Origin of the sequence: Paraburkholderia translucens, assembly GCF_020881035.1 — a bacterium.
GTDB lineage: Bacteria > Pseudomonadota > Gammaproteobacteria > Burkholderiales > Burkholderiaceae > Paraburkholderia > Paraburkholderia translucens.
Genome location: NZ_JAJITC010000006.1, coordinates 129,027 through 149,531, shown reverse-complemented (window position 1 = coordinate 149,531; position 20,505 = coordinate 129,027). Strand labels below are relative to the sequence as shown.

Genomic DNA, 20,505 nt, shown 5'->3' with positions numbered 1-20,505 from the left:
AGGTTGCGCGCCCGCATGCATTGCTGATTACGCTTTCAGCGTGTTCTTGTAGAACTTCCCATCCTTCATCACGATGCGCAGGTTCTGCTCCGGGTTGGCGATCAGATCGAGATTCTCGAGCGGATTGCCTTCGACGAGCAGCAGATCGGCGTACGCACCTTCCTCCAGTACGCCGAGCTTGCGCGGATACGAATTGCGGTGGCCGGACAGCGCGAGCAGTTGGCCATTGGTGCCGGTGGCCATCCCCAATGCTTCGGCCGGGCTATACCAACGCTTCATGTGCGCGAGCATCGCGCCTTGCCGCCTGGCGATGACCGGCGAAAAGATCAGGTCCGTGCCGAACGCGACCTTGATGCCGTGCTTGCGCGCGAGTTTGAAAGTGTTGTCGGTGCCCGCAACCACTTCAAGAAATTTTTCGCGGCTCTGCGGCGCGAGCGGGCCCACGTCCTCTTCACTGACGAACGGCTGCGTGCTCAGCCACGTACCGTTCTTCGCCATCAACGCCGCAGTCTTGTCGTCCATCAGATGACCGTGCTCGATGCACTGCACGCCCGCGGCAACAGAGCGCTGCACCGCATCGGGGGTATACGCATGCGAGAGAACATAGGTACCCCAGTCAGCGGCTGTTTCGACCGCCGCGCGCAGCTGCTTTTCGGTGAACGTGAGCATGTCGAGCGGACTGCGCGGCGTCGATACGCCACCGGATCCGACCAGCTTGATCTGCGTCGCGCCCTGAATGAACTGCTCGCGCACACGCAAGCGCACCTCGTCTTCGGTGTCGGCGATCGCCGCGCCGCCATCCCGTTCGATCTGGCTAACCTGATTGCTGGTGCGTGGCAGTTCCGACAGTGCGCGAAAATCGCCGTGCCCTCCGGTCGTAGTGATCATCGCGCCGGACGGATAGATGCGCGGCCCGGAAATCATGCCGCTGTCGATTGCCTGCTTCAGTGCAAACGATGGACCGCCCGCATCGCGTATCGTCGTGAAGCCGCGCAATAGCGTGCGTTCGGCTTCAGCACTGGCCGCAAGGTGGACCAGTGCAATGTCGGATTGAAGGATGACCTGAATCGGCACCGCCGCGAGCAGCGCGTGCCAGTGCATGTCGATAAGTCCGGGCATCATGACCTTGCCGCCGCAATCGACGACGATCTTGCCCTCGATCGAAGCCGGCTGCCCCTGACCCAACTGGCTGATGCTATCGCCCTCGACAACCATATAGAGGCCGTCGCGCAATGTCGACGATCTGCCGTCGAACAAACGAAAGTTCATGAATAGCACCGGCTTCGCGGGCGGTCCTGGCGGTTGGATGCTCTGAGCGTTGACGAGACCGGGTAGAACCAGGCTCAGCATCGAGGCCGCGAGTCCGGTGACAAAGCCGCGACGCGACAGGTCCGCGCTGATGCGGCGGTTTGCATATTGCGCTCGAGACTTGTCGCAAAGACATGAAAACGATGGACCGACTCTTCCATTGCCGATGTACTTTCCTGAGGACATAGCTCACCCATAACGTAGAGCACTGTGCATAGAAAGCCGCCGTGTGACTACATTTGACAATTGGCGACCAGAGGGTCAAGCCAGTACAGAGTATCGCCTGCGCAAAAGGAAGGCAAATCCAGATGTCCTGACACAAGCATTGAACTTGCATCTATTAGCCGCGTACTCAATGGCAACATGCGATTGCTGGAACGTCGGCGCGAGCGCGTCGTTTGTGTGGCTGCGCGGTGACGCGGACGACATCCGATCACCGGGAAGACCAGTCAAAATATGGATGGATTTTTCGCTAATTATCTCGTTTGGTCATCCGAATGAACGAAAGCCGCCACGCGCACAATTGCCCCGCCGCATGGCGGCTTTTCGCTTTCTATGAGTCAGCAACCACCTCGTCAATCCTTCTGCTCGAGCAGTGCCTGAATCTTTGCCTCCGTCTGCGCATAGGCGCCTTCTCCGAAGTGCGAGTAGACGATTTGGCCTTTCTTGTCGATCAGATAGAACGCGGGCCAGTATTGGTTGTCGTACGCATTCCAGGTTGCGTACTGGTTGTCCTGGGCGACCGGATAGGTGATGCCGAGCCGTTTGAGCGCGGTCCTCACGTTACCTGTGTCGCGTTCGAACGGATACTCGGACGTGTGCACGCCGATCACCGTGAGTCCCTGATCCTTGTACTTCTGATTCCAGCTTTTCACATAAGGCAGCGTATTGGCGCAATTGATGCAGCTATATGTCCAGAAGTCGACGAGCACCACTTTGCCGCGCAATTGCTCCAATTTGAGCGGCTCGCTATTGAGCCATTGCGTAATGCCGGTGAATTCGGGCGCGGGCGGCCCGCTTTCTTTCGGCGCAGCGATCGCGGACGTACTCGTTGCGATCAACGCGCAGGCAGCGAATGCCGTGGACAACGCGAAGTTCTTCAATCGGGGCATCATGTCAAATTCCTTTGAGTGAAGGGAAAAGGACGGCGAGCCGCGCATACAGCAGCACGTCGTATTGCAGATAGATGGCGAGTGCGGTCAGCATCACGAGTACGCCGAATACCTGTTGCAGGCGTTCGGCGTGACGCGCGACGACGCGGACATGGCGTGTCACGTAATGACCGCCGTAGATGATCGCGAGCATCGGAATCGCCGCGCCGATCGCATAGAGCGTGAGCAGCAGTGCCGACCAGCCGAGATCCTGCGCCTTCACGACGAGCACGAGAATCGAAGCGAGCACGGGCCCGGCACAGGGTGTCCATACCGCACCGAGCGACATGCCGAGCACGAAGCCGCCCGTGTTGCCACGGCCGGGCTGCGTGCCCGGCGTAACGACCGCGCCGATCCAATCGAGTGGACCCTGCAGTTGCGCGACGAGCCAGTCGTAGGGGCGCGGCCAGATCCGCAGGAGCCCCGATAGCGCGAGTAAGGCAATGCCGGTATTGCGCAATACTTGCTGCGCGACATGCACTGTGCTCGATACCGCGCCCAACAGCAGCGCAAATGACGCGAAGGTCAGGATAAAGCCCGCGACGATAAAGAGTGGCCGCGTGCGGCTCGGTTGTTCGACGGAGGTGCCGAGGAGGATCGGCATCACCGGCAGCACGCAGGGGGAAGCAATCGTCAGCAACCCGGCGAGCAGGGCGAGCGGGGTTTCGAGCGTACTGTGCATGATGGACGTTCCGTTGGCTGGGATGGCCGTATTGAAACGCCCGCACGTATCTGGTTTATGTCCACAAACAGGCGAGCTTGCAATGTTGTGTGTCTGCGTACCGCGCAGATACATTGCGACACAAACCTCCTCACGCGCCGATTCGCGGGTTGGTCGATGAAGCTGTATTCGAACGCTGCACTACCGCGTCTTGCGTTTGCGCGCAGCAACTCCCGCTGCATTCACTCTGGCGGTGGAGAACATCGGCATGCGCTCCTGAATCCAGCGCAGTAATTCGAGCGGTCCCGGCGCGAGAGGGCGGCCGGTTTTGACAAGCACCCGCGCCTGCGCGCCGGAAAAAAGCGGATGCGCGACGGGTACGGTCGTCAATTCGCCACTCGCGATTTCGCGGTAAGCAGCGAATTCGCCGATCAGCGTCATGAAGTTGTCGACCGTGACGAAGCGCTTCAATGCACTCAGGGAGTTGGTGGTCAGCGTCGCGCGAATCGGCAGGTTTTCCGCCAACTCCGTCATCTTGACGACATGACCGATCCCAAACGTTGGTGGCATCAGTGCAAGCGGCCACGCGCGCAAATCGTCGAGTGTCGCGGCTTTCTTGCGCTTCGCGAGCGGATGGTCGCTTCGCAACAACAACACGACGGGCTGTGGAGAACTCGCGCGAGATTCGAGCCGTGCATGAGGCGGCGGATTGTACGCGAGCCCGATATGTGCCCGACTTTCCGCGACCTCTTCCTGGATCGCATCGACCGCGAGCATATCAAGTCCGATCTCCAGTTCTGGATATTGGGCACAGAATGGCGCGAGCACATCGTCAACCAGCGTATCGACGAAGCCTTCGCTGACCGCGAGCCGGATTTGCCCGCGCTGCAGGCCTCTCAAGGCGTGCAACTGATCTTCGAGCTTCTCTTGCTGCGAACGATAGCCGCGCCAGAATTCGAGCAGGTGCGTGGCCGCCTCGGTGGGCTTGACTCCGCGCGGCTGCCGCTCGAACAGCACGGCGCCCAGTTCGTCTTCGAGCAGCTTGATCTGCCGCGTAATCACGGAAGGCGAAGTATTGATGCTCTCGGCGGCGCCACGTATGGTGCCGTGCGTGAGCACCTCATTGAAATAACGAAGGCGTTGCTGATTGATCTCTCGCATGTCTTTCCCGGCCGCGGTTATTGCGTTGCCCGTAAAGCAACGATGTGTGAACTTAGTTGCTCTTGCTGCTGACGGCTTGCGCTGTCACTATTCATCTCAAGTGTTGCGACAGCGGTAAACCGGTGGTTCAGTGGCTGCCCTCGAAGTTTGTCCTACTTGCACGGTGCTCGCGTGCGGCTGCGCGATCTGGCGCGCGAGCGGACCCGATTAATTCCGTCTAACGGCCTTATTGAAAGGAGAATGACCATGTCGGATCAGATCAATAGCCGTCGCCGTCGCTTTCTCGGAACGGCCATCGCGGGTATCAGCCTGCTCGAACTGGGACTGAGCGGCCTCGCGCATGCGCAATCGGTCGACACTGCGGGCAATGCGAAAGCGGGTACACGCATCGCGTCGTTCGAGAACTTTCGTTCGATCAATGCCGGCACGCTGAGCGTCAGCTACGCGGAAGCGGGTCCGCAGAACGGACCGGTGGCCATCCTTCTGCATGGCTGGCCGTATGACCCTTACAGCTTCGCCGAAGTGACGCCGCTGCTTGCGGCCGCCGGTTATCGTGTAATCGTGCCGTATCTGCGCGGCTACGGCGGCACGCGGTTTCTGTCGGCGGATACGCCGCGCAACGGTCAACAGGCGGTGGTCGCGGTCGACCTCATCAACCTGATGGACGCATTGAAGATTGACAAGGCCGTGCTCGGCGGCTTCGACTGGGGCGCGCGTACGGTCAATATCGTCGCCGCACTGTGGCCGCAACGCGTGAAGGCAATGGTGTCGGTGAGCGGCTATCTGATCGGCAGCCAGGAAGCGAACCGCGCGCCGTTGCCGCCTAAGGCCGAGCTCGCGTGGTGGTATCAGTTCTATTTCGCTACCGAGCGTGGCCGCGCGGGTTATGAAGCGAACCGTCATGACTTCAACAAGCTGATCTGGCATACCGCCTCGCCGAAATGGAATTTCGACGACGCCACGTTCGAGCGCTCCGCCGAATCGTTCAATAACCCGGACCATGTTGCCGTGGTGATTCACAACTACCGCTGGCGTTTGGGGCTCGCGCAAGGCGAGCCGCAATACGACGAACTCGAACAGCGCCTTGCGAGCGGACCGACGATCGCGGTGCCGACCATCACGCTCGAAGGCGACGCGAACGGCGCCGCGCATCCCGAGCCCGCAGCATACGCGAAGAAGTTTACCGGCAAGTATCAGCACCGCAATATCAGCGGCGGCATTGGCCACAACCTGCCGCAGGAAGCGCCGAAAGCCTTTGCGGACGCGATTCTCGACGTCACGCGCCTTTGATCGAGCCGGCGCACACGCGATGTACGCCATCAATGCGGCGAAGCGCTTTTTGTATCGCAATGTATCGACACCGTACGCAGACAAGGACGCTTGCAGAAATGGGGGGTGACGAAAACATTGCAGATACGTTGCCGCGTTCAAATGTCTTCACGCAAGGTTGATTCACAACGTTGCGTGTGAATCAGGCGGGACATGACAGTGCATCCCCGTTGATGGCTTCGCGTCCCGCTCAATCCGTTAATCCCTGATGGTCTGATATCCGGAGAAGACTCATGAAACTCGTTCAATCGCTGATCGTCGCCGCACTCGTTGCCGCTCCCGTCGTTTCGTTCGCGCAGTCGCAGCCGCAACAGGCTGTTACCCGTGCCGAAGTCCGCGCGGAACTCGTCCAGTTGGAAAAGGCCGGCTACAACCCAGCGAGCGACAACGCGCAATACCCGCGGAACATCGAGGCCGCGCAGGCGCGTCTCAACGCGGCACATGACGCGACCGCTTACGGTGGCGCCGCGAACGGTAACTCGGCTTCGGGCTCGCGCGTGCCGATGAAGCGTGCGGCGGCGGAGGGCGCGAACGACGGCTCCAACGTGATCGGCCTTGGTTCGATCTACGCCCATTCGTGATCGGGTGGAAATCGGCAGGTAGTGGTTTAGCCGGATGCGTTCAAGAAGCGCGCCTTTTTTGGGTCGACCACGCCGGAATGCGCGCTCGCCGGGCAAGCACACCTCTCATCACATGCGTTTATCGCACCTCTCCTTTGCCGGCTAATTCGCCGGCCGATTAAAACGGCACCCGTCGCGAACATAACGTGAGCAGGGTGCCGTTTTCCAATTGCGGACACGTCGCGCGTCCTATAGATAAGTTCCCTTAATGCGGCCTTCGAAGATCGCGGTGTTGATGTCCCAATCGTCGACGGTACCCGTGCCGCCGCCGTCCACCGTGACGACGACCGAGCGGCCGCCGCGCAGCGTCTTCATCTGATCGACGGTCAGTGTTTTTTCAGGTGCCGGGTCGCCCGCGCAACGCGGCAGGTCCTTGATGATCACAGTGGCTTTCATGGCATGTCTCCTTGACTTGGAAAGGCGAGCACCGTGCGGCGCCCGCTGCGATTTCTGCAAGGCCTATGCCAATGTGAGGGCACATATGTCTCAACATGGAGCGGGGGCCGCCATGCAAAGCCTGGCAAGGATGTGCGCCATAGGCTCGTCGCATCGCACTGGAAACCACCGCGATCACGAGTCGAAGTGTTCGGGCGGGTCCCACGAATCGCGTGCGACTGGTTGGGGCGCAGCGCAGCGTCACGCCTGCCGGAACCGGGAGGACGAGACGCAAAGGGAAGCACAAACGGAAACGGCACGCGCCATGTGCGCGTGCCGTCATGGTGAAACGTCCCGGAAAGCCGTGCTAGCGGCGCTGCCGTTTGCGCGGCGAGGCTGCTTCGGCGATACGCTGATGCGCAGCCGGAAAGCCCGGCGGGTACTCGACGACGCGCGTCGCGGCCGGCACCACCGGCGCGGCCAGACTCGAGCGCGCCCCCACGCGCGCGCCGCCGACGATCGCGGCCATCGCCTCGCGGTCCAGTTGGACGCTCTCGGTCAGATCCTTGATGATGAGCTTGGCCATGACGGCTCCGGAAAAACGCTCCGGCGGACGGACCCGCTCGGGTTCCGGCCGCCGCGCCTGGAAGGCATTCGGTGTCTCGTTCGTTGTGCTGAGGTCTCAACGCACTATCAGTATAGGAAATCGGTTCGCGGCGCATGGCCCCGGTGTTGCCGAGGCAGTGAAGAAACCTCTGGTCCCCCGCCGCCGCCCCGGCTTACACGGCGGAGAAATTGGCGCCCCAGAGTGTGGGGTCGACGTTCAGCTTCAGCGGCACGAAGCTCGCGCCAATCACGCCGACGTTGTTGAGCGCCGCGACCTGGACGGTTTGCTGCTGAACCAGATTCTGATTGACCGTGACGTTGACATTGGCGATGCCGGCAAGGCTGCCGAGACCGCCCGAGGGAACGGGCACGTTGCTGCCGGTGCCGCCGGCGATCCCGGACATGGTCCGGCGGTCGAGTTCGCGGGTGCCGGACAGATCGCGAATCATGAGGGATGACATGGCGTTTCTCCAAAGACGTATGGAAAGCGGGCGTGAATGGCGCGCGGCGAAGCGTCCCGCGGCAGCGGGCGCCGCGCCGCGCCGCGCATCACGCGAAGTTGCTGTTGTTCGACGTGACATACGGCGTGAACGTCGAGGTGATGCCTTCGGCGAACGCAACGTTGTTGCCGTTGGCGTTCTGCAGGCTAAGTTCGTTATTGATCATCTGCGTGGTGTCGACGTCCGTCTTGGTGTACGGCTTATAGACCGAACTGTAGCTGTAGTAGCTCGGGCCGAAGCCGCCACGTACGGCCTGCATGGCTTTGCTGTCGAGTTGCTCGGTGACGGACAGGTCTTTGATCAGCAGCGTTTTCATGGTGAGTCTCCAGAAAGAAGAGTTCGCAGTGTTGCGAGTGGTTTCGAGCAACCGGTTTGCTCGGACATCACTAACGCACAGGCTGTGCCAGTGTTGATCAAGTGTCCGGAGGATAGTGGCGACAGCTTGGCGCATAAGGGTTTTGGGCCTGGGCCGGCCTCCGTGCCGGGCAGGTCCGCGCACATTGCAGCGCTCGGAACGGTGGCGGCCGTCCGACATGGCAGCGCGCCGTGTTGGCTCGCGCACGACATTGCGCGGGCGCGGCTGCGGCGCGGCGCGCGGCTCATGCCTGGTTTGCCTGGTTTGCGAAAGCGCGGACCGGGAGCTAGTATCGAAACGGCACATGTAACCGGTTACGGCAGATTCTCTATCGACCCGCGTGGCTACGGTCGCACGCGACACGGTCCAGCGGCAACGGCGGTGCTTCGCACAAATGGCTAGCCTTGCGCGTGTGATTCTCGACTTCCAGAGCGGCGAGCTGTCGCGCGACGAGTTTGTCGCGCAGCTCGACAGCGCATTGGCGGCCGAGCAACTCGGTCCGACGCGGCTGCTGGAGACGCTGTACGCCGCGCACGGGCAGACGCCGCTACCGGAAGACCTCTATCTGGAAGTGCGCCGGCGCATCGAGTTGCTGCGCCTGTCGAACGTCGCGGCGGGCGGCGAGGAAACCGGCATTCAGACCACGATCGACGTGCCGTCGCTGCGCTCGCCGAGCGCGAAGAACGCGGGCAGCGCGGGCGCCGGCGGTGCCGCGAATACTGCCGGAAACGCCGCGCGCGAGACCATCAAAGGCATCGGCGATACGCTGAATAATCGCTTCGTGCTCGAAGAGTGCCTCGGCGTGGGCGGCATGGGCACCGTGTACAAGGCACTCGATCTGCGCAAGCTCGAAGCGTCGGATCGCAAGCCCTATCTCGCCATCAAGGTGCTGAACGTCCAGTTCCGGGGTAATCCGAATTCGCTGGTTGCATTACAGCGCGAAGCGCGCAAGGCGCAGGTGCTCGCGCATCGCAACATCATCACCGTGTACGACTTCGACCGCGACGGTCCGATCGTCTATCTGACGATGGAGTACCTGAGCGGCAAACCGCTGAGCCAGCTGCTGCGCACGCCCGGCTATCAAGGCATGCCGGTGCGTGCCGCGTTGCCGATCGTGCGCGGCATGTGCGCGGCGCTCGCGTACGCGCATGAGCGCGGCTTCGTCCATTGCGATTTCAAGCCCGCGAACGTGTTCTTGACCACGAATGCCGAAGTGAAGGTGATCGATTTCGGCATCGCGCGCGTATTCCAGCGGCCGGAAGAGGAGGGCGACGCGACCGTGTTCGATCCGGGCAGTCTCGGCGCGTTGACGCCCGCCTATGCGAGCCCGGAGATGATCGAACACCGTGAGCCGGACCCGCGCGACGACATCTACGCGCTGGGTTGCATCACGTACGAGCTGCTGACGGGACATCATCCGTTCGATCGCCTTTCGGCCACCCAGGCGCGCAATGCCGATTTCAAGCCGCAGCGTCCGCCGAATCTCGACACGCGGCAGTGGCGCGCGCTGCGTGCCGCTTTGTCGTTCGATCGCAATACGCGGATGCCGAGCGTCGCGCGCTTTATCTCCGAGTTCGACACTGAAGCGCGCGCGGAGAAGTCGGGCACGCTCGCCTGGACCGGGCTCGCAGCTTTGGCCGTTGTGTGCGCCGCCACGGTGGGCGTGCTTGCCTTTCGCTCGGGAACCAGCCGGCAAGCTGCGCAAGCCGAGGCAGCGAAAGCGTTGGGCGACCAGGTCGATCGGGCCGGTGGCGCGTCCAAGGCCGCGCCCTCGACGAGCGTCGCGCAGACCACGCCCTCTTCGGCGGGCGCGAATGAAGGAAGTACCACACCGGGTGGTGCGGCCACCACTGCAGTCCCGACACCACCAGTTTCGTCCCCGCTTGCGCCGCCGCCCGCCTCGACGCTTGCCGCGATCGTGCCCACGCTCGCACAGGTGCCGTGTTCGGCTTTATCGGGTGCGGTGCAGGATCACGCATTGACGGTACGCGGTTTCCTGTCGCAGCGTTACGGTGCAGCCCGTTTGAAGCAGAGGTTGGCCGCACTGCCCGGCGTCGATACGGTTTCGCTCGACGTGCGGCCCCTCGCCGACGATAAATGTGACGTTGCCAGGACGCTCGGGCCGTACCTGGTGCGCAACTGGCAGGCTGGGCGCGTCGCGTCGCTGCAAATGCGTCCGCCAAGCGGCTTGCTGACCGAGCATGACCCGCTAGTGGTCGACCTGAAAGCGCCCCCCTTCGATTCCTTTGCGACCGTCGACTACTACCAGCTCGACGGCCACGTCGTACACATGGTGCCGAGTCACCTCTTGCCGGACAACCAGATGCAGCCGCACGGCTCGTACACGATCGGCAGCAGTGCGGGTGACTGGACCGTATCGAAGCCGTTCGGCTCGGAGATGGTGGTGCTGGTGATCACACCGGTAGCGCTGTTCGACAAGCTGCGTCCGGAAAGCGAAACGCGCGCAGATTATCTGCGCGCGCTCGAAACGCGGCTGACGCAGATCGGCGGTCAATATGGCCAGGATCGTCTGTTGGCGGATTTTGCGCCGATTACGACCAGGCCTGCCGCGCCGTGATCCGTCGGGAACCCGATCGAAATGCGCTTCGCGGGCGAAGCCGCCCTTAGCGCAGATCCTTGACGACGCGAAAACCGTCCTGCGATTGACGCACGCCGGCGCTGTATTTGAAACGTGTCGCGCTGAGCATGTAGTCGCCGCCCTCGCGCCATGAGCCGCCACGAATCACGCGCATCTCGCAGCCTGGGGTGTCCCACACGCGGCCGTCGACAGGGGCGCCCTGATAGGAGTTGTGCCAGCAGTCGGCGGTCCATTCCCAGACGCCGCCGTTCATATCGTACAAGCCGAGCGGATTCGCGGCGAACGTGCCGACGCTTTCCGGGCCCTCCTTGTGCCACGGGTCGCCGCAGTCCTTGCAATTGGCGGTGCCCTTGCGCATTTGCTCGCCCCACCAGTAAGCGGTCGTGGTGCCGGCGCGGTCCGCGAATTCCCATTCGGCTTCGCTCGGCAGACGGTATGGTTTGCCGGTCGTCCGGGTCAGCCATTTGACGTACTGCTGCGCGTCGTCCCAGCTGAGATCGCGTGCCGGTGCGAACTTGTTGCTATTGCTCTGCGGTGTCAGCTTCGGGCAGGCGTTTGCGGCCACGCACACATTCCATTGCTCGACCGTCACCGGGAACTTGCCGATCGCGAATGGCGCGCCGATGTTCACGCGATGCACGGGCTTTTCCGAGGGATCGTCGGTATTGCTGCCCATTGCGAACGAGCCTGCGGGCACGGGGACCATGATCGGGCAGGCCGCGCAATCGCGCATTTCACCGGCCGAAGGCGGATGGGCGACCGCTTTTTCCGCAAGTGGCGCGGCGGCGGTTGTGGCGGGGGGCGCCGGGGATGGCGCGGCAGCCGGGTGCGCCGACGCCGGGGTGGCCGCGCTGGCTTGCGTCGCCGGACGCGCGCCCTGTGCAGGCTGCGTGGATTGAGCGGCATGACTGCTCTGCGCCGCGGGTGCGGCTGACGGCGCGGCCGGCGTGGCGCTCACCGCGGGACTCGAAGCAGCCGCGCGCAGCCGGTCGATGCGCGCATGCGCGAGCGGCGCGAAACGGCCATTCGGATAGGCCTTCAGATATGCCTCGTAATCCGCTGGGTAGTTGCTGTCCTTGATCGACTCCCAGAAGGTGATTTCGTATTGTTCGCCGCTCTCCTTCGGCATGATGCCGCGACTGCGCGGCGTGATGGCGGGGTCGTATGACGTAACGGACGACTCGATTGCCGTTTCGCTTGCGGAAATGGCAGGAGCCGCAACAGACAGCCACGGTTGCTGCATTCCGCCCGTGGCGGCGCGTACTTCAGCGGCAACGTGTCGAAACAACACGTCGAGCGGTTGAGCCGATGTGTCGGCATCACGAAGCGCCCGCAGCAAAGCGCCGGTATAGACCCCATGGCGAGAACCGTCAGCCGCGAAACTGCCCGGTGCGGTCGCGTAGGCAATCACGGTGTTGGCAGAGACTTCCGGCCCGGCGATCGCGACTGCGGCGGGCGTGAATGGATTGTCCAGGCACGTATCGAGAATCACGAGATTCAGGCGGCCCGCGCGGGCCGATTGCATGGCATGCAATACGGTCTTCAGTTCGACGCCGCTATTGAGCAGCGACGCGGGCGCACGGCTATCGGCTCGCGCATCGGAGGCCGCCGGCAGAAGCAGGGTTTGCCCGCCGATTTGCATTCCATGTCCGGCGAAATAGAACAGTCCAAGATCGCCTGTCGACAAACGCCGTTGAAATTCGCCAATGGCCTCGAGCATTTGCTGCGCCGTAGCATTCGTGCGAGCGATGACTTCGAAACCACGCGCGCGGAGGGCATCGCCGATCGATCTGGCGTCGCGCGGCGCGTTGGACCGGAGCGGATCAACGGCATTGCCGTATTCGCCGTTGCCGATCACGAGCGCCACGCGCCGGGAATGCGTGCCGTCACGCGAGACAGCAAAGGGGGACGCGAGCAGCGCCGTTTGCGCCGTGGGCTTCGGACTACTTGCTACCCAGGCCGCGTGCGGCTCGATGCTCTCACGTCGTGCCGCCGCACCGGCACTGTCCCAATGCGCCTGGATTGCCCCAACCATGCACACCAGCAGGAATCGTCGCCACATCTTTATATCCTGTTTGTACCGGACAGACTTCAGGCGTCCGTACATCGCGGTGCCTGTACTTTTCATTAACGATAGCACGCGCTTTACGTCACAACTGTCCGGGAGTCCTTAACGCGTCATACGGTTAACGAGCATTGCGTTTCTTTTTGGCAAGCTGCGACCTAAGCTGATTCACAAAGTCTCCTCACACGGTCGTTTTAACTAGGTGGCTGTCTGCTGGATTCCACGCGGACATGCCGCTCGAACACCCGGAAGGTCATCGATAGCCGGGCCCAGCCATGACTCCTGTTCAGGAGAGTGCGCTATGCGAAGAACCCGTGTTTCCTTTCTTTTCGGCAGACATCAGCCCGCGCAAATGCATCCCGGCGGATTGCGCGCGGTGGCGTTCACGGCGCTCGTCGCGGCATGCATCGGCATCGGATCTGGCGGTATTGCACGCGCCGAGCAGACGCCGTCACCGCCCGGCGCCGAGGAGTACATCATCTGGCCGTCGGATGGTGCGGTGATTCACGGCGGCAAGTTGTGGGTGCGCATGGGGCTGCGCAATATGGGCGTGTGTCCGAAAGGCGTCGCGTTTCCGAATACCGGCCACCATCACCTCCTGATCGACACGGATCTGCCTGCGCTCGATCAGGAGATTCCATCGGATCGCCAGCACCTGCATTTCGGCGCGGGCCAAACCGACGCGCGCATCGAGTTGCCGGCCGGCAAGCACACGCTTCAGCTGATTCTCGGCGACCACAATCACGTGCCGCACGTACCGCCCGTGTATTCGAAGAAGATCACCATCACCGTGCTAAAAGACTAACGTTCGAACTGGTCAAGCGGGAACGGAGAGACCTCATGAACAAGATCATCGCGCTCGCCGCGTTCGTCGCGGCGGCACTGACGGCATGGGCCGCGCCGCAACGCGCGTGGGCTGACGCGACGCCGTCGCCGCCCGGCGCGTACGCCTATATCGGCTATCCGAACGATGGCCAGGTGGTGCCCGCCAATAAGCCCTTTCGCGTATGGTTCGGCCTGCGATTCATGGGAGTGGCGCCGAAGGGTGTGAAGTACCCGAATACGGGCCACCATCATCTTCTGATCGATTCCGAACTGCCGCCAATGGATCAGGAGATTCCATCCGATCGCCACCATCTGCATTTCGGCGCGGGCGAAACGGAAACGATGATCCAATTGCCGCCGGGCAGACATACGCTGCAGCTCCTGATGGGCGACGACATGCATATGCCGCACCAACCGCCCGTTTACTCGAAGAAGATCACGGTGATCGCGCGCTGACTGTCATTACGCAGCCAACAATGTTCGACGCACTGTTGGCCGCCATCCACCATCCACGCTTCTCCTTCTCTGGCCGGTTCGCGACAGAACGGCTCGTGAGCCCTTCCGGGCCCTTGTCATAAGGCGTTGGAACTGTGCATGAGGAAAGCGAGGCACGATTGGCATGACCCATGCGTCGGTAGCGCCCGAGCAGACAAGTTGCTCGAACCCCGACGCACGACGATGCGCTTTCCCTTTCCAGGAGATTTGTCATGAACACGCTGATGATCAAGGACCTGTCCAACACCGAACAGCTCGACAGCAAGGCGATGAGCGCCGTGCGCGGCGGCAACGGCTACTGCTGTTTTCCCCCGTCGTACTTCAGCTACGCGCCCGTCTATGCGCCGACCAGCATCAAGAACGTCTCCACGACGCAGATGATCAACACGGAGATGAACATCCAAAGCGCGAACGGCAATAACTCGGCGTGGGTCGCCGGCACGACGACCACGATCGAACCGCACGTAACCTCGAACAACTCGTCCTACGTGTACTGAGCGGCGCGGTGCACGCGCGGCCCGAGCGGCCGTGCGCGCGTACCGCGCACCACGCGAGTCGCTCAAAAAGACCGCTCATCCAATCGTCCTTTCCACGCATCCTTCGCGTATCGGCCGTTTCCCGCATCAACATTTCCGCGGCTTCATTGCTGAAGCGGCGCTTAGGCGGCTCGGCCTGAACACCGGCCATTTCGGGCAAAACAGACGGATAGCATCGGAGACACAACGTGTCAGCACTGCCGGAATCGTCGCTCGATTCTTCGTGTGATTCGCCTGACTTCCAGCGGTGTCGCGCAGCACCCGCGGCGCCGCGCGGCATGGTCCGCGTGCTGCGGGACATCGGCGCGGCAGCGCTGTGCGCGTTGGCCTTGAGCGCTTGCGTCGATGTCAGCATGCCGGCCTATCAACGCCCGGACACGCCGGCCAAGACATCATGGTCGGATCGCAAGGGCGCGCCGGTATCGGCGGCGGAGACAATCGAGCGCGACTGGTGGAAAGGCTTCCAGGACCCCTATCTGAATACGCTGATCGACAAGGCGATTGACGGCAACTTCGACATCCGGGTGCTCGCCGCGCGTATCGAAGTCGCGCACACGCAGATCAGCGAGACACAAGCGGCCGCATTGCCGACGGCGGATCTCGGTGCCGGACTCGACTACACGAAGACGACCGGCCAGCCTCTCACGAAGACGTATAACCTCGCGTTGCAGGTGAATTGGGACATCGACATCTGGGGCAAAGTCGAAAAAGGCGTGCAGGCGCAAAAGGCCGAATTCCACGCAAGCGAGGCGGATTGGCGCGCAGGGTATCTCGAGCTCGTCGCGAATGTGGCCAGTACCTATTTCCAGATCCTTCAATTCGACGACCAGATCGAACAGCAGCAAAAGACGATCGCCACCAACCGCCAAATCCTGACGATCTACGAAGGCCAGGCGCGCAACGGACTCGTGCCGCAAACCCTGGTCTTGCGCCAGCAGGCGGAGATCAACCGGCTCACTCATGATTTGTATGAGATCCGTCGCTCCCGCGCGGTTTCCGACAACGCGCTGTGTACGCTGCTCGGCGTACCGGCCGGCGAATTCCAGGTGCCGCAGGGCCATTTGCAGGAGCGGGTCAAATTGCCGGACGTGCCCGATGGTTTGCCCGCGCAGTTGCTCACGCGGCGCCCCGACGTGGTGGCGGCCGAATTCAGGGTACTCGAGGCCTATGACCTCGTCGGCCAGTCGAAGCTCGCGCAATTGCCGAGCATCGGCCTCACCGCGCAGGGCGGCACGGCGAGTTACGCGCTGAACCAGTTGCTGAAGTCGTTCACGTTCGGCTTGATGCCGAGCATCAACATTCCGCTGTTCGATCCGGGCGTGCGCGCGCATGTGAAGGTGACCGAGGCGCAATCGAAAGTCGCCGAGCAGCAATATCGCGTGGCCGTGATGGGCGCATTCGAGGAAGTCGAAAACGCGCTCGTCAATCTGAGTGCCCATAAGGCGCAGCACACGGAATTGCAGCAGCAGGTGGCGCGCCTGCAAATCGTCGCGGATCAGATCCAGTCGCAGTTGCGCCTCGGCGTGGTGTCGCAGCTCGAAGTTTTCGAAGACGAGCGGACCTTGCTGGAGGCGCAACAGGCGTTGCTGGAAAACCACCAGTTGATTCTGTCCGACACGGTCACGCTATATAAAGCGCTTGGCGGCGGCTGGCCGAGTATCGACGTGCAAGCGCAGGTCAAAGAGAAGTAACGAAGCATTGAGCTAATCCCAGAGTTGGCGTAGTGCGCGGGTATTTCGTCTGCTGAGGGATTGCCCGCTCTCCTCTCAACCGACGATATCCAAATTGACACTCGCCATGCGTGACTTACAATCCTTAAGGGGTCAGCGCTTACCTGGCTCTTCACGACAGTATCGTTGCGCCGTTGTTCTTCGTCCCGTTCGCCCCGCGTCCTCGCCGCGGCGGGTAAGCGCTTAGTGATCCAGATAAAATGGCCGCCGGCGAAGCTCCGATTGCTGAGATGCGCGCGACAGTAGACGCTGCCTTCGACGTCGTGTTGTCGCCGGTCGCGTGCGCGCAGCGCCCCGCGCTCGACGCCATTCGCATCGTCGACAACCTGTTCGCCATCGGCCGCAGCGAAGCGCCGTTCAACGACTATCCCGCTCAATCGATCGCGGGTCTCTCGCGCCGGCACGCGCGCCTTTTCATCGAGCACGGTGCGATTTATGTTGCCGATCTCGGCAGCAAGAACGGCACGACCGTCAACGGCACAGCGGTGCGGCAAACGCCCGCGCGTGTGCGCGCGGGTGATGAACTCTGCTTCGGCGGTGAGCTGTGCTATCGCGTCGGCGTCGAGCCGCGCGCGCGCATCGTCGCGAGTGGAAGCGCTTCTGCCGTCATGAATCTGTTGTTGGTGCCGCAGCGCGAAGACCTCGGTCTGCAACCGGTCGACGTGCTGGCTTTTCCGTTTCTGGTCAGCAAAACGGACGCAGTTTTCTCGCGCTATAAAGACCGCTATCCGCACCAGGTCAATTACATTTCGCGGCGCCATGCACATCTGTTTCTGAAAGGCGGCGAGCTCTATGTGGAGGATCTGGGCAGCACGAACGGCACATTCGTGAACGGCAGGCGGCTCGACGAATCGGCATTGCCGCTCGCGGAGGGCGACGTCGTTGCATTTGGCGGCGACCACTTCGTCTACAGGGTGTCGCTACAGAAATTATCCGACGGCGAGCCCACCGTGACACAGCTTTCCCTGCGTCCCACTGCCGACAGCGCCGCCGACGCCGACAAGACAACCTTCGTCGGTGCGGCGCATTCGTTCCTCGACATCTTTTGCGTCGATCCGGCGCTGCAACGCGAAGACGAGGTGAATGAGGCGGCGCAGCCGGGCTCAGCGCGGGCGAAGCGCGATGGCGCGGGAGCCGCGCACAGCGCAAAGACGGCGAAAGGCGCGGCGGGCGCACATGCCGCGAACAACCAGAACGGCGCCTATGCAAGCAGCAGAAACGGCGCCGCAAGGGGCAAGCCGCGCCGCTGGAAGATGCTCGCCGGCGAATTGCACAAGGCGTTCGCGGACGACGAGGGCGCCAATGTGCGGCGCGCCGCGGCGTGGGGCGGCGCTGGTGTCGCCATTGTCGTCGCGCTTGGCGTGGGCCTCTATCTGCACGGTTCGTCGGAGCGCCAACTGAAGAACCTGCTCGCGAGCGGCGATTACGCGAGCGCCGTCACTGTGGCGCGCGGCTATCTGGCCACGCATCCTGCGGACACGAAGGTCCGCGCACTGGCGAGCGAGGCGTTGTTGAAGGCGAAATTACCGGGTTGGCTCGAAGCGCTGCAAAAGACGCAGTTCGACCGGGCCGATGCGCTGCTGAATGAGATGAAGGCGTCGAGCGCCAACAATGCCGACGCCGCGTCGCTGGTCGGCCAATTGCAGTGGGTCGGCGATCTCGAACGTTTCGTCGCGGCGCGCGGCGGCGTCGACGCCCCGATCCGCATGTATGCGGACGAAGCGACGATCAACGATCTGCTGCACCGCTGGGACGACGACGCCACGAGTCATCAGCGCGCGCTCGACCGGATTGCGAGCTACGTGCCCGTCTTCGCGGAGCCGTACGCTCATACGCTCAGTCATTTGCGTAAGCTCGAAAGCGACGATTCGGTGTACGTCGCCGCGATCGACCGGCTCAATGACGTGATCCACACCGAACTCGCGCGCGATAAACCCGACGCGCTGCCCCCCGTGCTCGACGATTACGCGCAGCGTTATCCGCGGCTCGCGGGGCTCGATCGAGTGCGTGACGATTTGCGCCAATACACCGCGTTGCTGAATGCCGCGTTGAGCCGTCAATGGACGTCATTGCTCGCGATGATGAAGACGGCGCGCTTCAGCACACCACCTTTTCAGACCGAGTTCCAGCGGCTCGCGGCCACGCGTTTGCCGTCGGCGGACATCGTTCGGCGCCAGGACGCGGTCGATGCCGCGTGGCGGCGCGGCGACGCGCAGCAGGCCTTGAACGATTTAGAGTCGATGCCCGCGAACCCGTGGTCCGACGTGCTCTCGGCCGAAGCGGCGCACAAGAAGGCGTTGTCCGATCAATACAACGATCTGCAGAAAACGCGCGGGGCGAAGGATTACGACGAGCGTCTGCTGTCGTTCTACGCGAGCCTCGATCCGCAAGCCGATGCGTGGTTCGTGCAGTCGATCCAGAAGGACGTCGCCGCCTTGCATGACAAGGCGCTCGCGCATGCTCAGGATCTATGGCTGCGCGCGCAAAGCTTGTGGAAGGAGTACCGCGCGAATGGCCCGATCGGCGGCACGCAGCGGCTCGAAGCCGGCATTTCGCCGGGCTTTCGCAATGAGGCGCGCCTGCTGTCCGAGGCGCAAACGGCGGCGCGGCAGGGTATGCGCATCTATACGCAGCTGAAGGCCGATCATCCCGCCGACTTCGATCGCCTGCTGGCGGAGATCGAAGCCGAGGCGAGTTTACAGCGCCGCTCGTTGACCGAGTTGCGCATGGTGCTGGACCCCGGGCTGCTGAAGGCGAAGCTCGCGTTGATTGGAGGCGATCAGAGTGAAGCGCGACCCTCACCCTAGACCATTGTCGGAGGCGCTCGAAGATCATAGCGTCGAGGGCATCGCGATTCTGACGTCCGAGCCCGTGCGGATCGCGCGCGCGCTGATCTGGGCGATGGTCGCGCTGGTCGTCTCCGGCTTGCTGTGGTCGTTCGTCGGCCGCGCGGATGTGATCGTCAGCGCGCCCGGCACGTTGTCGCCGGAATCGGAAGTGCGGCGCATCTATACGCCGATCGACGGCGAGCTCGCGGATTTGTACATCGCCGAGGGACAGCCGGTGTCGAAAGGCGACGTGCTTGCGCGGCTCAATGCGCGCGGCGCGATCGAGGCCGCCAGCAATGCGCTACAGGCGCAACTGAAACTCGAAGACGCTGAACGCGAATGGAAGCAGTTTCCGGAGAAGAAGGCGTTGATGGAACGCAAGGCCGCGTCGCTGAAGGCGCAACTCGATGTCGAAGAACGGTTGCACGAGAACCGGGTGTCCGAGGGCACGACGAAGCTCGCCGAAGGGCAGAAGGCGGAGCTCGACGAGGCGCGCAGCTCGCTCGACAATGCGCGCCGTGTGCGCGAAGCGGCGAATCAGGAACTGGACCGCTATTCGAGGCTGTTCGCACAGCCGGGCGGCGGCGGCATTGCCGAATTGCAGGTCGAGCAGAAACGCACGGCTGCGCTCGAAGCGGACAACGCATACCGGGTTGCGCAATCGAAGCTGGCCGAGCTCGATTTCCGCCTGAGCCATGAATACGCGCAGGCGAATGCCCAACTTGCGACGAGCGGCCAGCAGAGCACCGACCTGCAACTGCAATACGATGCGGCGGTGCGCGACATCACCGATGCGGAAGACAAGCTGCGGGTGCAGCTGCAAAGCGCGCGCCTCGAAGCCGATGCGGCCGCGCGCGTGCGTTTCGAGAACATCGACAAGGACAATTTTTTGCTGATTCTCGCCCCCGTTTCGGGTGTGATCACCGACGTCACCTCGACGCAGCGCGGCGACAAGATTCAGGCGAATGCGCCGCTCGGCGGCATCGCACCCAAAGACGCGCGGCCCGTCCTGAAGATCGAGATCGCCGAACGCGACCGGGCTTTTCTGCACGAAGGCCTGCCGGTCAAATTGAAGTTCAACGCGTTTCCCTACCAGCGCTACGGCTTGATCAACGGCACGCTCGCGTATATCTCGCCGGCCACGAAGCCGTCCGTGCAGGACAAGCAACCGGTCTACGAGGGCCGGGTCACGCTCGACAGAGACTACTACCAGGTGGCCGGCATGCGTTATCCCTTGCGTTATGGCATGACCGCCAATGCGGAAATCGTCGTGCGCGAGCGGCGGCTGATCGATCTCGGTCTCGATCCGTTCAGAGAGGTGGCGGGTTGAGCGCACGAATCAAACATCCACGAAAGGAGCG

General features: G+C 62.6%; 18 protein-coding genes. 9 read left to right on the top strand and 9 right to left on the bottom strand.

Annotated features, from left to right (window positions below):
• Positions 1-27: 27 nt before the first annotated feature.
• The 4 genes from LJ655_RS13025 to LJ655_RS13010 all read right to left on the bottom strand — a co-directional run bounded on the left by LJ655_RS13025 (position 28) and on the right by LJ655_RS13010 (position 4,281).
• Positions 28-1,350, bottom strand: a complete 1,323-nt coding sequence (locus LJ655_RS13025) for a metal-dependent hydrolase family protein (RefSeq protein WP_425605803.1) — start codon at positions 1,348-1,350, stop codon at positions 28-30.
• A gap of 533 nt (positions 1,351-1,883) precedes the next feature.
• A complete protein-coding gene (locus LJ655_RS13020; RefSeq protein ID WP_230561652.1) occupies positions 1,884-2,423 on the bottom strand; it encodes a thioredoxin family protein in 540 nt (179 codons plus the stop codon).
• 1 nt (position 2,424) lies between these two features.
• Positions 2,425-3,141: a cytochrome c biogenesis CcdA family protein gene (locus tag LJ655_RS13015; protein ID WP_230561651.1), complete on the bottom strand. Its 717-nt coding sequence runs from the start codon at positions 3,139-3,141 to the stop codon at positions 2,425-2,427.
• A 180-nt stretch (positions 3,142-3,321) separates the two neighbouring features.
• Positions 3,322-4,281: a LysR family transcriptional regulator gene (locus LJ655_RS13010; RefSeq protein ID WP_230561650.1), complete on the bottom strand. Its 960-nt coding sequence runs from the start codon at positions 4,279-4,281 to the stop codon at positions 3,322-3,324.
• A 246-nt stretch (positions 4,282-4,527) separates the two neighbouring features.
• Here LJ655_RS13010 and LJ655_RS13005 point away from each other — a divergent pair, with 246 nt between their 5' ends.
• Positions 4,528-5,571, top strand: coding sequence for an alpha/beta fold hydrolase (locus tag LJ655_RS13005; protein ID WP_230561649.1), 1,044 nt, complete (start codon positions 4,528-4,530; stop codon positions 5,569-5,571).
• Between the two features lie 272 nt (positions 5,572-5,843).
• Positions 5,844-6,191 carry a DUF4148 domain-containing protein gene (locus tag LJ655_RS13000; protein WP_230561648.1) on the top strand — a complete coding sequence of 116 codons (348 nt, stop codon included), beginning with the start codon at positions 5,844-5,846 and terminating at the stop codon, positions 6,189-6,191.
• A 228-nt stretch (positions 6,192-6,419) separates the two neighbouring features.
• On the opposite strand, the gene LJ655_RS12995 is transcribed toward LJ655_RS13000, so the two are convergent.
• The 4 genes from LJ655_RS12995 to LJ655_RS12980 all read right to left on the bottom strand — a co-directional run bounded on the left by LJ655_RS12995 (position 6,420) and on the right by LJ655_RS12980 (position 8,027).
• A complete protein-coding gene (locus tag LJ655_RS12995; protein WP_230561647.1) occupies positions 6,420-6,626 on the bottom strand; it encodes a hypothetical protein in 207 nt (68 codons plus the stop codon).
• A gap of 346 nt (positions 6,627-6,972) precedes the next feature.
• Entirely contained in the window at positions 6,973-7,191 is a 219-nt protein-coding gene (locus tag LJ655_RS12990) for a hypothetical protein (RefSeq protein WP_230561646.1), read from the bottom strand.
• 193 nt (positions 7,192-7,384) lie between these two features.
• Complete coding sequence (locus tag LJ655_RS12985) at positions 7,385-7,672, bottom strand: hypothetical protein (RefSeq protein ID WP_230561645.1); 288 nt, start codon at positions 7,670-7,672, stop codon at positions 7,385-7,387.
• 88 nt (positions 7,673-7,760) lie between these two features.
• A complete protein-coding gene (locus LJ655_RS12980; protein ID WP_230561644.1) occupies positions 7,761-8,027 on the bottom strand; it encodes a hypothetical protein in 267 nt (88 codons plus the stop codon).
• Positions 8,028-8,460: 433 nt separating this feature from the next.
• Between LJ655_RS12980 and LJ655_RS12975 the strand changes: the two genes are divergently transcribed.
• Positions 8,461-10,644, top strand: a complete 2,184-nt coding sequence (locus LJ655_RS12975; RefSeq protein ID WP_230561643.1) for a serine/threonine protein kinase — start codon at positions 8,461-8,463, stop codon at positions 10,642-10,644.
• A gap of 46 nt (positions 10,645-10,690) precedes the next feature.
• On the opposite strand, the gene LJ655_RS12970 is transcribed toward LJ655_RS12975, so the two are convergent.
• Positions 10,691-12,727: an SUMF1/EgtB/PvdO family nonheme iron enzyme gene (locus LJ655_RS12970; RefSeq protein WP_230561642.1), complete on the bottom strand. Its 2,037-nt coding sequence runs from the start codon at positions 12,725-12,727 to the stop codon at positions 10,691-10,693.
• A 304-nt stretch (positions 12,728-13,031) separates the two neighbouring features.
• Here LJ655_RS12970 and LJ655_RS12965 point away from each other — a divergent pair, with 304 nt between their 5' ends.
• The 6 genes from LJ655_RS12965 to LJ655_RS12940 all read left to right on the top strand — a co-directional run bounded on the left by LJ655_RS12965 (position 13,032) and on the right by LJ655_RS12940 (position 20,474).
• Positions 13,032-13,535, top strand: coding sequence for a DUF4399 domain-containing protein (locus tag LJ655_RS12965; RefSeq protein ID WP_230561641.1), 504 nt, complete (start codon positions 13,032-13,034; stop codon positions 13,533-13,535).
• A 35-nt stretch (positions 13,536-13,570) separates the two neighbouring features.
• On the top strand, positions 13,571-14,011 hold the full coding sequence (locus tag LJ655_RS12960; protein WP_230561640.1) for a DUF4399 domain-containing protein: 441 nt from the start codon (positions 13,571-13,573) through the stop codon (positions 14,009-14,011).
• Positions 14,012-14,262: 251 nt separating this feature from the next.
• A complete protein-coding gene (locus tag LJ655_RS12955) occupies positions 14,263-14,547 on the top strand; it encodes a hypothetical protein (RefSeq protein WP_230561639.1) in 285 nt (94 codons plus the stop codon).
• A gap of 317 nt (positions 14,548-14,864) precedes the next feature.
• Positions 14,865-16,277: an efflux transporter outer membrane subunit gene (locus LJ655_RS12950; protein WP_230561910.1), complete on the top strand. Its 1,413-nt coding sequence runs from the start codon at positions 14,865-14,867 to the stop codon at positions 16,275-16,277.
• A 239-nt stretch (positions 16,278-16,516) separates the two neighbouring features.
• Positions 16,517-19,123 (top strand): FHA domain-containing protein, encoded by a 2,607-nt coding sequence (locus tag LJ655_RS12945; RefSeq protein ID WP_230561638.1) that lies wholly within the window; start codon positions 16,517-16,519, stop codon positions 19,121-19,123.
• A complete protein-coding gene (locus tag LJ655_RS12940; RefSeq protein WP_230561637.1) occupies positions 19,101-20,474 on the top strand; it encodes a beta-barrel domain-containing protein in 1,374 nt (457 codons plus the stop codon). Before LJ655_RS12945 ends, LJ655_RS12940 begins: the two co-directional genes overlap by 23 nt.
• Positions 20,475-20,505 lie beyond the last annotated feature (31 nt).

Excerpts from the sequence above, each read along its gene's own strand:
- LJ655_RS12995 (WP_230561647.1), bottom strand. The coding sequence starts at position 6,626 with ATGAAAGCCACTGTGATCATCAAGGACCTGCCGCGTTGCGCGGGCGAC.
- LJ655_RS12970 (WP_230561642.1), bottom strand. The coding sequence starts at position 12,727 with ATGTGGCGACGATTCCTGCTGGTGTGCATGGTTGGGGCAATCCAGGCG.
- LJ655_RS13005 (WP_230561649.1), top strand. The coding sequence starts at position 4,528 with ATGTCGGATCAGATCAATAGCCGTCGCCGTCGCTTTCTCGGAACGGCC.
- LJ655_RS13020 (WP_230561652.1), bottom strand. The coding sequence starts at position 2,423 with ATGATGCCCCGATTGAAGAACTTCGCGTTGTCCACGGCATTCGCTGCC.
- LJ655_RS13010 (WP_230561650.1), bottom strand. The coding sequence starts at position 4,281 with ATGCGAGAGATCAATCAGCAACGCCTTCGTTATTTCAATGAGGTGCTC.
- LJ655_RS13015 (WP_230561651.1), bottom strand. The coding sequence starts at position 3,141 with ATGCACAGTACGCTCGAAACCCCGCTCGCCCTGCTCGCCGGGTTGCTG.
- LJ655_RS12965 (WP_230561641.1), top strand. The coding sequence starts at position 13,032 with ATGCGAAGAACCCGTGTTTCCTTTCTTTTCGGCAGACATCAGCCCGCG.
- LJ655_RS12945 (WP_230561638.1), top strand. The coding sequence starts at position 16,517 with ATGGCCGCCGGCGAAGCTCCGATTGCTGAGATGCGCGCGACAGTAGAC.
- LJ655_RS12975 (WP_230561643.1), top strand. The coding sequence starts at position 8,461 with ATGGCTAGCCTTGCGCGTGTGATTCTCGACTTCCAGAGCGGCGAGCTG.
- LJ655_RS12980 (WP_230561644.1), bottom strand. The coding sequence starts at position 8,027 with ATGAAAACGCTGCTGATCAAAGACCTGTCCGTCACCGAGCAACTCGAC.
- LJ655_RS12990 (WP_230561646.1), bottom strand. The coding sequence starts at position 7,191 with ATGGCCAAGCTCATCATCAAGGATCTGACCGAGAGCGTCCAACTGGAC.
- LJ655_RS12985 (WP_230561645.1), bottom strand. The coding sequence starts at position 7,672 with ATGTCATCCCTCATGATTCGCGATCTGTCCGGCACCCGCGAACTCGAC.
- LJ655_RS12960 (WP_230561640.1), top strand. The coding sequence starts at position 13,571 with ATGAACAAGATCATCGCGCTCGCCGCGTTCGTCGCGGCGGCACTGACG.
- LJ655_RS13000 (WP_230561648.1), top strand. The coding sequence starts at position 5,844 with ATGAAACTCGTTCAATCGCTGATCGTCGCCGCACTCGTTGCCGCTCCC.
- LJ655_RS12955 (WP_230561639.1), top strand. The coding sequence starts at position 14,263 with ATGAACACGCTGATGATCAAGGACCTGTCCAACACCGAACAGCTCGAC.
- LJ655_RS13025 (WP_425605803.1), bottom strand. The coding sequence starts at position 1,350 with ATGCTGAGCCTGGTTCTACCCGGTCTCGTCAACGCTCAGAGCATCCAA.
- LJ655_RS12950 (WP_230561910.1), top strand. The coding sequence starts at position 14,865 with ATGGTCCGCGTGCTGCGGGACATCGGCGCGGCAGCGCTGTGCGCGTTG.